The sequence below is a fragment of the Rhizobium sp. 10N414 genome (genome assembly GCF_056394785.1).
Genome location: NZ_JBFTIN010000048.1, coordinates 31,934 through 42,144, shown reverse-complemented (window position 1 = coordinate 42,144; position 10,211 = coordinate 31,934). Strand labels below are relative to the sequence as shown.

At 58.1% G+C, this 10,211-nt stretch carries 8 protein-coding genes and 4 pseudogenes; 7 read left to right on the top strand and 5 right to left on the bottom strand.

All coding sequences use genetic code 11. The features are described 5' to 3' along the window. The 5 genes and pseudogenes from AC1DE4_RS27790 to AC1DE4_RS27770 all read left to right on the top strand — a co-directional run. On the top strand, window positions 1-136 hold a 136-nt coding region (locus AC1DE4_RS27790), incomplete at its 5' end, for a cupin domain-containing protein (protein ID WP_477884029.1). A gap of 7 nt (window positions 137-143) precedes the next feature. Next, entirely contained in the window at window positions 144-896 is a 753-nt protein-coding gene (gene kduD / locus AC1DE4_RS27785) for a 2-dehydro-3-deoxy-D-gluconate 5-dehydrogenase KduD (protein WP_169681943.1), read from the top strand. 418 nt (window positions 897-1,314) lie between these two features. Then, window positions 1,315-2,763 (top strand): EAL domain-containing protein, encoded by a 1,449-nt coding sequence (locus tag AC1DE4_RS27780; RefSeq protein WP_169681945.1) that lies wholly within the window; start codon window positions 1,315-1,317, stop codon window positions 2,761-2,763. Window positions 2,764-2,988: 225 nt separating this feature from the next. Then, window positions 2,989-3,241: pseudogene (locus AC1DE4_RS27775) on the top strand (FitA-like ribbon-helix-helix domain-containing protein). Then, window positions 3,238-3,598, top strand: a pseudogene (locus tag AC1DE4_RS27770) (PIN domain-containing protein). Before AC1DE4_RS27775 ends, AC1DE4_RS27770 begins: the two co-directional pseudogenes overlap by 4 nt. Before the next feature lie 266 nt (window positions 3,599-3,864). Here AC1DE4_RS27770 and AC1DE4_RS27765 read toward each other — a convergent pair. Continuing rightward, window positions 3,865-4,683 carry an alpha/beta fold hydrolase gene (locus tag AC1DE4_RS27765; protein ID WP_169681947.1) on the bottom strand — a complete coding sequence of 273 codons (819 nt, stop codon included), beginning with the start codon at window positions 4,681-4,683 and terminating at the stop codon, window positions 3,865-3,867. Between the two features lie 177 nt (window positions 4,684-4,860). On the opposite strand from AC1DE4_RS27765, the gene AC1DE4_RS27760 reads away from it, so the two are divergent. Further along, a complete protein-coding gene (locus AC1DE4_RS27760) occupies window positions 4,861-5,784 on the top strand; it encodes a LysR family transcriptional regulator (protein ID WP_169681949.1) in 924 nt (307 codons plus the stop codon). 219 nt (window positions 5,785-6,003) lie between these two features. Here the strand turns inward: AC1DE4_RS27760 and AC1DE4_RS27755 are convergent, their stop codons facing one another. Next, the gene (locus tag AC1DE4_RS27755) at window positions 6,004-6,768 is read right to left on the bottom strand and encodes a DUF2332 family protein (protein ID WP_477884021.1); all 765 of its coding nucleotides are present in this window, start codon (window positions 6,766-6,768) and stop codon (window positions 6,004-6,006) included. A 321-nt stretch (window positions 6,769-7,089) separates the two neighbouring features. Between AC1DE4_RS27755 and AC1DE4_RS27750 the strand changes: the two are divergent. Then, window positions 7,090-7,353 (top strand): annotated as a pseudogene (locus AC1DE4_RS27750) (IS3 family transposase); the annotation flags it as partial. A gap of 189 nt (window positions 7,354-7,542) precedes the next feature. Here AC1DE4_RS27750 and AC1DE4_RS27745 read toward each other — a convergent pair. The 3 genes and pseudogenes from AC1DE4_RS27745 to AC1DE4_RS27735 form a co-directional block, all read right to left on the bottom strand. Continuing rightward, the gene (locus AC1DE4_RS27745; protein WP_477884019.1) at window positions 7,543-8,469 is read right to left on the bottom strand and encodes a nucleotidyl transferase AbiEii/AbiGii toxin family protein; all 927 of its coding nucleotides are present in this window, start codon (window positions 8,467-8,469) and stop codon (window positions 7,543-7,545) included. Next, window positions 8,456-9,307 carry a type IV toxin-antitoxin system AbiEi family antitoxin domain-containing protein gene (locus AC1DE4_RS27740; RefSeq protein ID WP_169681956.1) on the bottom strand — a complete coding sequence of 284 codons (852 nt, stop codon included), beginning with the start codon at window positions 9,305-9,307 and terminating at the stop codon, window positions 8,456-8,458. Before AC1DE4_RS27740 ends, AC1DE4_RS27745 begins: the two co-directional genes overlap by 14 nt. Window positions 9,308-9,336: 29 nt before the next feature. Beyond that, a pseudogene (locus AC1DE4_RS27735) lies at window positions 9,337-9,941 on the bottom strand (DUF2332 family protein). Window positions 9,942-10,211 lie beyond the last annotated feature (270 nt).

Genomic DNA, 10,211 nt, shown 5'->3' with positions numbered 1-10,211 from the left:
CGACGGCAGGACGGAAACCCTGCACCAGGGAGGCAGCTTCATCGTTCCCCCCGATCTGGTGCATGGGGTCAAGGCTCTCGAGAAGGGCCGCCTGATCGATACGTTTACGCCACATCGCGCCGAGTTTCTGAAGTGAGCCTGCTATGACCATGTTCGATCTTTCCGGGCAGGTGGCGGTCGTCACCGGTGCGAATACCGGCCTTGGCCAGGCAATCGCCGTGGCGCTGGCGGCGGCCGGCGCCTCGATCGTTGCCGTTGGCCGCTCATCGATGGACGAAACCGAGGCTGCAGTTCGCGAGATCGGTGCTGGCTTTCACGCCATCAAGGCCGATCTTGGATCGATCGAACCGACAAAGGCAATCGTCGACGAAACGGTAGCGACCTTTGGCAAGCTCGACATCCTGGTCAACAATGCCGGCATCATCCGCCGTGCCGATGCCATCGACTTCACGGAGGCCGATTGGGATGCGGTCATGGACATCAACCTGAAGAGCGTCTTCTTTCTGTCGCAGGCTGCCGCCCGGCATATGCTCGCGAGTGGCAGGGGCAAGATCATCAATATCGCCTCGCTATTGTCATTCCAGGGCGGCATCCGCATTCCCTCCTACACGGCCTCGAAGAGCGGGCTTGCCGGACTGACGCGTCTCTTGGCCTGCGAATGGGCGGGCAAAGGCATCAATGTCAATGCCATTGCTCCGGGCTATTTCGTGACCAACAACACGACCGCGCTTCGCGAGGATCGTGAGCGCAGCGCCGGCATTCTTGCCCGCATTCCGGCCGGCCATTGGGGCGATCCCGCGCAACTCGGTGGCGCAGCCGTGTTCCTGGCATCACAGGCGTCCGACTATGTCCACGGCATCGTCTTGCCTGTCGATGGCGGATGGCTGGCGAGATGACCGCACGACGTCCTTCGTGCAACTCACTGATCGGAGCGCTACGAGCGCGTCGACACGGACCTTAAAAGGTGTTCGAAAATTAGGGATCGCGGAGTTCCTTCCGATCGCTCGGTATAGTGGCGCCGATGCCGTCGAAGCCAGCGCGCCCGTTGACCGTAAGGTTGAAGCTGGTGGAAACGGCTGCGGTTTGATCGTCGGAGACCAATTCAGTTGCGAGAGTAATTCTATAGCTCCGACAACTCGAAAGCGTGTTAACTTCGCCCAATTGCAGTGATCCGAAGTTTCCGAGGAAGCCAACTTGCGGCGAAATGGAATTTTAGCGATTGCGTTCGGGCTGGCAATTTGCGCCGGAGCATTACCGCTATTGGCGGCCTTTTATATTTCTCGGGAACGCGCATTCGCACTGGAGCGCCAACACTTGGCCGATTACGCCGACTGGACGCTGCAGCGCGGTGACCTGAATATTTCCCGGGCTCGTGCAGCGTTGGACCTGCTCGCCTCTGAGCAGCGACAGACCTGCTCGCCTGATGACATCGCCCGCTTGCAGCAGTTGACGACGGATGCCCTCTCGGTGGAGGAAATCGCCATAACGAGCAGTGGGCGCGTGATCTGCAACACCTGGGGACTTGTTCGCAATGAGATGCGGCTCACTGAAAAGAGCATCCCACTGTCGGACGGATATTCCTTGCGTCTGAATGGAGGAGGCATCTCGACGCCCTCAAATGGCATGGTTGTTGTCAGCCACGGTGACTATCACGCACTGCTGAAGCGGGCACGACTGGTCGATGTCCTTCACGACACACCCATGCTGCTGGGTATTGCATCCCTGGACGGACAACCGATCGCTCTTTCTGGCGATGCCGACCCGGAACTTGTCTCGCGGCTGGTCAAAGAAGAAACCAGCGGCTTTAACGAAAGTGAAGTCTTTGCCTCCCGTCGAGGCAAGGATTTTGCCGCGTTTGCAATTTCCAACCGGAGCGTCGCCGACTGGCGTACCGACAGCGAACTCTGGAAGATGGTCCCGATCGGCGTCGGAATATCACTTGCTCTGATCGCTCTGATCGTTTGGGTATCGCGCCAGCGATTGTCACTCGCAGGCGAGCTTGCGACGGGTCTTCACAAGAAAGAGCTTCTCGCGCATTATCAACCAATCATCGAACTATCGAGTGGTCGATGCATCGGTGCTGAAGCCTTGGTACGGTGGCAAAAGCCCGATGGCACGTGGGTCAGACCAGACCTCTTCGTTCCTTTCGCAGAACAGAACGGAATGATCGGTCAAGTCACGGCGATCATGATCCAAAACGTCATCTTGAACATGAAAACGGCGCTCGCCGAGCATCGCGACATGCATGTTGCGATCAACATATCGCCGCAGGACCTGGAAAGCGGTCAGTTCCTGACATTGATCACCGACGAGATTCATGCGGCTGACGTGCAAGCGTCGCAGGTCTGGCTGGAGGTGACGGAGCGCGGCTTCATTCACGCCGACATTGCCCGGACCACCCTGGCGAAAGCGCGCGACGCCGGCCATGTGATCGCGATCGATGATTTCGGGACGGGATACTCCAGTCTGTCATTGCTCGAGAGCTTGCCCATCACGGTACTCAAAATTGACAAGTCCTTCGTCGACGCTATCGGTCGGAATGCCGCGACAAGCCTGGTTACACCTCATATCATCGAGATGGCCCATAGCCTGAAACTCAAGATGGTCGCGGAAGGTATCGAAACAGCTGAACAGGAAACGATCCTGCGTCAGTCCGGCGTTCAGTTCGGGCAAGGTTGGTTATACTCGAAAGCCCTCCCGTTCGAAGAATTCATTACATTCTATGAAAAGCGCAATGCCGGGCAAAAAACGGTGAGGAGATAAGTCACATGCGGCCGGGCGCACTTCGGCAGTAGATATCTCGCAGGCTGGAAAACCAAATCTGCGTATTTGAGTGCCGGCGGCGCGCGCCGACCGCGGCCAGTGACGCAGTCATCAAAAACGGCGGCGCCGCGCAGGTCACGGGCAGCGACACAAATTATGCTTGGATAGAAACGTCATTTTATGTTTGTTGATATCAGTGTCATCAATCATGGTTAGGTGATATCGATGCCGGCAGTTACTATTCACAATATTTCTGATGAAACACATCGCGGCCCACGCGTACGCGCGGCTCATCACGGACGCAGCACCGAGGCCGAAATTCGTGACATTATCGAGGCGGCGGTTCGCCCTTCTGAACGCATTAAGCTGGGCTCGCTATTAGCGGGCATTGGGCGCGACGCACCTCTCCAATTTGGACGTCGAAGCTCTGCAGCAGAATCGCGATGAGACACCTGCAGAACCGATGACTTTCGAATGATCCTGCTTGACACCAATGTGATATCGGAGCCTTGGAAGCCAGTTCCTGACCAGACCGTGGTTCGCTGAACTTCGTTTCGGTATCGCAGCCCCCGGGCAAACGGCAAACCATTCTTCACGATCCTCTCGAAGGTGAAGTGCTCCCGCATTTTTCCGCGCGTATCCTCCCCTTCGATCTCGCAACGTCGCAATTTACTCGGAACTGATGGTGCGGGCTCGAGTATCCGGAAAGGCTATCGCTAAGGCGGATCGATATATTGCAGCCACAGCAGCGGCCAACGGCCTTTCGGTTACAACACGCGATACAAGCACCTTCGAAGCCGTTGGATTGAAAGTTATTAATCCATGGCTTCGATAGAGATGCCGTAGCCTCGGGGGAACCCGTTCTATTCCCTTTAAGACCAAGATGCCTCGGGCAATAACAGCTTTGCGCCCCGATCTCAGCCGTTCAGACACTATGGTCAGTGTCCCAAAAGCCGCCATCGAGCTGAGCGCCATAAAACTCAAAGACGACAGCAACGCCAGCCATGCGGGCATGTCGATGGCGGCAGGTGTCACCCGGCACTGCCGGGTGACAGATCGTCCGGCCGACGTTGGGTGAAGGCCGCGGTCCGGTCGATGTCGTCAAGACCTGATGAACGCGAGCAGGTCGGGGTTGAGGACATCTGCATGTGTGGTCAGCATGCCATGGGGGTAGCCAGGATAGGTCTTCAGCGACCCGTTTTTGAGCAGGTCGACCGCACGCGGCACGGAACTTGCAAAGGGGACGACTTGATCGGCCTCACCATGCATCACCAACACCGGCACGGTGATCTTCTTGAGGTCTTCGGTATAATCTTCCAGCCAAGAGTCGACAGTCGCGTAGTGAGCCAGGGCACCACCGGCCATTCCCTGGCGCCACCAGTTCGCAATGATCGCCTCCGAAGGCTCGGCTCCGTCGAGGTTGTAACCGTAGAACGGGTTCTCAGGGACGAACCGGAAGAACTGCGACCGATTGCCCAGCACGCCCGCGCGGATCGCTTCGAACCACTCCGGCGGCTGACCGGACGGGTTTTCCTCGCTCCGGTACATGTTCGGGGTCAGGGAGGCGACCAGTATCGCCTTCGCGACGCGTTCCGGGTGGCGGGCGACATAGCGAGCCACCTCACCGCCACCTGTGGAGTGGCCGATGTGGATCGCCTCACGCAGGTTGAGGTGCTCGGTCAGGGCCGCGAGGTCGGCAACCCAGTGGTCCATGTCGTTGCCGGTGCCGGGCTGGTCGGACCGGCCGTGGCCGCGCCGGTCGTGGGCGATCACCCTGTAGCCGTGGCGAAGGAAGAAGGCCATCTGGGCGTCCCAGTCATCCGCCGACAGCGGCCAGCCGTGGCTGAAAACGATTGGCTGGCCTGAGCCCCAGTCCTTGTAGAAGATGTTTACGCCGTCCGTGGTAGTGATTGTAGGCATCGAGTCGCTCCATCTGCCCTGTTAAACATTCCTTTTTGGACACAGTTGATTGCGAAATACCTCCGGTGAGGCGCGTTCGATTATATCCCAAAATTGCGACGTTAATTAAATCTCCTTCTATCAAAGACAAATACCTTGTACGTTCGAGCTATGCCTTGAAGGTATAGCGAGGACCCGATGGAACTGAGGCATTTGCGCTATTTTGTTGCTGTTGCCGAGGAGGGAAGCTTATTGACCGCAGCCGAGCGAAGGCTACACACTTCCCAGCCCTCACTCAGCAGGCAAATTCGCGATCTGGAAACCGAAGTCGGTGTAAAACTGCTGGAACGGCAGCCGCGCGGCGTGACGCTTACCGCCGCCGGTAAAGTGTTTCTTGATCACGCACGGCTGGCGTTATTGCAAGTCGAGGCGGCTGCGGAAGGGGCTCGGCGGGCAGAACGGCCGGAAAAGCAGTCGTTCGTTATCGGTTTTCTCGCAGGACAAGAGGTCGTGTGGCTACCGCATGCATTGCGCATTATTCGTGAGGAAGCGCCGGAGGTTGAAATCATACTGTCCAGTCAGTCTTCCCCGGACCTTGCTCTGGCACTGATGCGTGGCAAGCTGGACGTCGCTTTCCTTCGCCCCGAGACGCAGAGTGTTGGTGTGTCCTTCAAGTTTTTAGCCAAGGAGCCACTGATCGCCGTACTGCCGGCGGACCATCGCTTGACGTCGCGCAAAAAGATCCGGCCGCAGGACCTTGCCCGCGAAACTTACGTCAGTTCGGCCAGAATTTCTCCCGTATTGCAATCCGTGATCCAAGACTACGCGTCGAACGTCGGGATCACCCTCAAGGCAGAGTACGAGGGTGACGGCCTACCTTCAGCAATGTCGCTCGTCGTGTCTACCGGTGGAATAACGCTTATTCCGCTTTATGCGCAAAATATGCTGACGCCAAATGTCGTCGCTAGAGCGCTAGAGGGTGTGCCTCCGACAATTGATCTCACCTTAGGATACAACGATTCAAATTCCTCACCTTTGCTCCGCCGATTTTTGTCTCGTTCTGATGAATTAGTCGCCAACGTACAAAATCAGAGCATCATCCGCTATGCCGAAGTTCCATAGCAGAGATCAAGCTCATGCGATTTCTTCTTCTTGGCGTGCTCGCGAATTTTTGGCTAATGTCTGCAATCAAAGGCGAGGCCGAACGTTCCGGCCATTCGGGAGGGCCCGCCCTGAGCAAGCTTTAGCGCAAATGCTCTGCATCGGCCGGGCCCTTGAGCTCGTCTGCGATCCATGTGAGCGAAGCTCCATGCGGGTCGGTCCAGGCTACAGGAGAGCGGTTCACAGATAGGAGGAAGCGCCCGGGTGGCCAGCTTGTTCCTGCTCGCGTGGCGATGGACGGGAATGCGCGGGGGAACTCGTTCGATACCCAATACGGAGCGAGACGCATCGCCTGTTCGGCGAAAGCCTCTCTGTCTGCGAGGCGGCCTGCAGATTGGCAAGCCGTTCCGTCTGCTCTGGCCAGACCAGCGTCTCAAGCCATGCGACTTGCGCAGGATCTGACGCATCGATCGGACTCAGGTCCAACCCCGCCCGCCAGACGACATGTGGTGCGGCCGTCGGCAATGGGGTCATCTCGCTGGCGGAGCAACGGAACACGGGCGGCTCCAAGGCCATCACGGGTGCGCGGATCGCCTTGTGGCCGTAGTCGTAGCCATAGAGGTCGGGCATGAGGCAGAGCCCTGCGGAGGTCCCGACTTCGAGGAGCGCCAGCGGCTGCGGCAATCGCGCCAGGACGGGGAGCAGCGAAGCGCACCTTCCTGGTTCGTTGGTTTGTGTCGAACGCCGGAGCATCAGCGAACGGACAGCGTCGGGATGGGCCAGGAGCACCTGTCGGAACTCGGTCCAGCCCGTCGGCGTGCCGAACAGGTGACGCACCGCCGCAAGCAGAAGGTTCGGTTGCCTTTTCATGTCCGGCAGGGTCGATAGGAAGCTGAGGGTCTCCCGGTCTGCCGCAACCGCACGAGCTAACGCCTCGTAGAGCGGCGAACGGCCGAGGGCTTCTGCGTCGGCGAAGCGAACATACCGAGCTGAGATCTCAGCCAAGCCCTCCTCGTCCATATCAGCTGATCCTCGATTTCGACGTCGGGCACAGTACATGACCTTCGGATCTAATGGCAGTCAAACATGGACTACCGATACGCGGCGGTCGAATGACCAAGGCTCTTCTCGTGTGCCTAAAGCCGCAAGGAAGTGTTCGCGCTAAAGGTGGAACCGCTATAAAGCCAGTTCCACTGGGACAGGCTGCGCTGTCGGCTGACTCACCCACCCCCCGACACGCGGCGGCATTGCGGCGGCGGCAGTGGGGAATTTTACTTTGACACTTAGGAGGTGCGGACGAATTCTTGGACCAACAGGAGATAGTTCATGTATTCGTACGAAGACCGTATGACGGCCGTGCAGCTCTACATCAAGCTTGGTAAACACGTGAAGGCCACGATCCGTCAGTTGGGCTGCCCGGCGAAGAATGCACTCAAGCATTGGTGTCGCGAGTACGAACGTGGTCACGACTTGCCGGCGGGCTATCTACGCACCAAACAACGGTATCCGGATGAGCAGAAGCGGATTGCCGTCGAGCACTATCTGAGCCATGGCCGTTGCCTGGCATGGACGATGAAGGCGCTTGGCTACCGTTGCAGTCGTCGAACAATCTTGAAAGCGTAGTCTTGCCTGAGCCATTTTCGCCGAACACGACATTGAAGCGCTCGAACGCGGGTAGCCCGGCGTCCCAGGCGTAGTCCGAGAAGACACCCAGGTTTTTGACGCGGTTGATCTTTAAAAACACTTCGCCTTCTTTTCGTCTTCTTCATCACGCGTGGCTTAGTACTCGCCGATTCCCAATACTGTTGCCAGTCGTTCGGTCAGTCTCGCTCTTGTACTACCATTGAGCTTATCAAGATTTTGTTGCTTGAATCTCACCGCCGGCAAGTCTGCCGCCCCGGCCAGTCCGAGTTTGTCCCAGTCTGGCGCGCCCTTTTTGAATCCGACCAAAAACTCGCGGTGCGGCATCGGCATTGCGCCGATTAGGGTTTCAACGAGTTGCGCGCGCGCATCGAGAAGGTCGGCGAGCGGAACATCATTCACGGCCATGCCTTCAAAATTCTTCTCGTATTCAGCCGTGATGTCCTTCTGGCCAGACGTGATCACTTCGGCGATGGGTCTCCCATGGCTGATGAGATAGACAATAAAGCCTTGGCGCAGTTCGTCGCTGATCCCTTCATTGACCAGCAAATCCCTGATATCGAAAAGATCGCGCGGATGCTGCCGGTCGAGAGCCGCCATTATCTYGCCGGCGTATAAGTCAGCGAACGAAACGACCTGGATTTCCGCAAAACCGAACTCCTCTTCGACTGCTGCTGACACAGTCCTCATCCCGGGCGCAAAGACGCAGCCGCGCAGAACGGGCGTGACTTCGATCTTGATCTGCGTACGGTTCCTGTCCTGAACGACAAGGCGCGTCAGGCTGCCGTCGTTCTGGCGGCTTTCAAAGACGCGCAGGCTTGCAACCGAATCTTCGACCCGTTTCTTGATCCGCAGGAGCGCGGATTCGATGGCGGCCAGCGATTCATCGCGCGGCATGACCGGCAGGAATGTAAGGTCGATATCGACCGAGAGGCGCGGCATATCGCGGACAAACAGATTGATGGCGGTGCCGCCCTTGAGGGCAAAGTCCTTTTCCTCGGCAACAGCAGGGATCGTCTGTACCAGCAGAGCGACCTGCTGGCGGTACCGTTCATTGACCGGCATACAATTCCTCCGGAACGGTGATTAGATAGGTCGGATCCAGGCGTCCGCCCGGCACGAGCATCCGCTTGCCGGTTCCCAGATTGATGGCCTCCTTATTGAGGTGCTTTCGCCACGGATGGTTATGGCGGTCCGCGAAGAAGAAGAACAGGCGCTTCACCTTGATGCTCTTGCAGTCAAGCAGCAGCTTTTGCAGTCTCCGGGGGCTGAGGGTTGTGAGCCCTTCCATGATTTTGTCGGCCCGATCAAAACTCTCGTGGCTTGGCAGTCCGTCCAGCATTTCAAGGACGGCCCGCTCGGGGGTTGATAGCGTCAGTGGCCAGTCCCACTGCCCCCACGGCATGACGCGGAATGACCGGCCCTGCGGGCTTTCGTCGCCGGTTTGGCTGCTGTCTTTCAGATTCCAGCCAAGACTTGTCAGTCCAAAATGGATCGGTTCATTGCGAAACAGCGCGCCACTATTGTGAGAGACGAATGCGATCTGCAGCGGCAGCTTGTTGAGCCAGGTGGGCGAGTCTTCCGGGCCGTATAGATGGACCTCTTGCTCGTCCCGTCTGAGATAATGGGAGAAGCCGTGAAGCGTGAGTGCCGTCCCACCACCGACCAGGAGGGGCTTCATGAGCAGGGTTTGCAGCGAAATGACGACGTGCTCCCACAGGAGTTTGCCGCCGGGCTTGCGATAGACGCCGTGCGTCAATCGCTCCAGCCAGCCATTCGTGACGTACTTGCGGCACAGCTGTGCGGAGTAGCCCCGTGCCTTCAGCCACGCCGAGTCCACGACAAGCCCCTCGGGTAACTCACGCTGCAGATGGTTTAGCTTTCCCGAAAAATCTTTACTCATGGTTTATATTATAGGCAATATCCAAACCATCAGTCAAGTTTAGATTTTCCCTGATTTATAAACCAAACGGCCTGCAGATTGGCAAGCCGTTCCGTCTGCTCTGGCCAGACCAGCGTCTCAAGCCATGCGACTTGCGCAGGATCTGACGCATCGATCGGACTCAGGTCCAACCCCGCCCGCCAGACGACATGTGGTGCGGCCGTCGGCAATGGGGTCCGTAGTCGTAGCCATAGAGATCGGGCATGAGGCAGAGCCCTGCGGAGGTCCCGACTTCGAGGAGCGCCAGCGGCTGTGGCAATCGCGCCAGGACGGGGAGTAGCGAAGCGCACCTTCCTGGTTCGTTGGTTTGTGTCGAACGCTCGAGCATCAGCGAACGAACAGCGTCGGGATGGGCCAGGAGCACCCGTCGGAACTCGGTCCAGCCCGTCGGCGTGCCGAACAGGTGACGCACCGCCGCAAGCAGAAGGTTCGGTTGCCTTTTCATGTCCGGGAGAGTCGATAGGAAGCCGAGGGTCTCCCGGTCTGCCGCAACCGCACGAGCTAACGCCTCGTAGAGCGGCGAACGGCCGAGGGCTTCTGCGTCGGCGAAGCGAACATACCGAGCTGAGATCTCAGCCAAGCCCTCCTCGTCCATGTCCGCTGATCCTCGATTTCGACGTTTGGCACAGTACACGGTCTTAGGATCTAATTGCAGGCAAATATGGACTTCGGATGCGCAAGGCAAAGGCCCGCCGGCTAAAAGATCGCCGATGCAAAAACTCCAGGTTCTTCGAAAAGGAGGTTTCCTACCTGATGTGATCGCCAGACTTGCTGCGCAGTTGGCGGGACGACTCCAGTCGGCGGCAGGCGAATTTTTGCAGGCTGTAGTGGCAACTGCTTCTAATCCTGCGGACACTCAGACGGC

Excerpts from the sequence above, each read along its gene's own strand:
- AC1DE4_RS27740 (WP_169681956.1), bottom strand. The coding sequence starts at position 9,307 with ATGAGTAAAGATTTTTCGGGAAAGCTAAACCATCTGCAGCGTGAGTTA.
- AC1DE4_RS27760 (WP_169681949.1), top strand. The coding sequence starts at position 4,861 with ATGGAACTGAGGCATTTGCGCTATTTTGTTGCTGTTGCCGAGGAGGGA.
- AC1DE4_RS27765 (WP_169681947.1), bottom strand. The coding sequence starts at position 4,683 with ATGCCTACAATCACTACCACGGACGGCGTAAACATCTTCTACAAGGAC.
- kduD (WP_169681943.1), top strand. The coding sequence starts at position 144 with ATGACCATGTTCGATCTTTCCGGGCAGGTGGCGGTCGTCACCGGTGCG.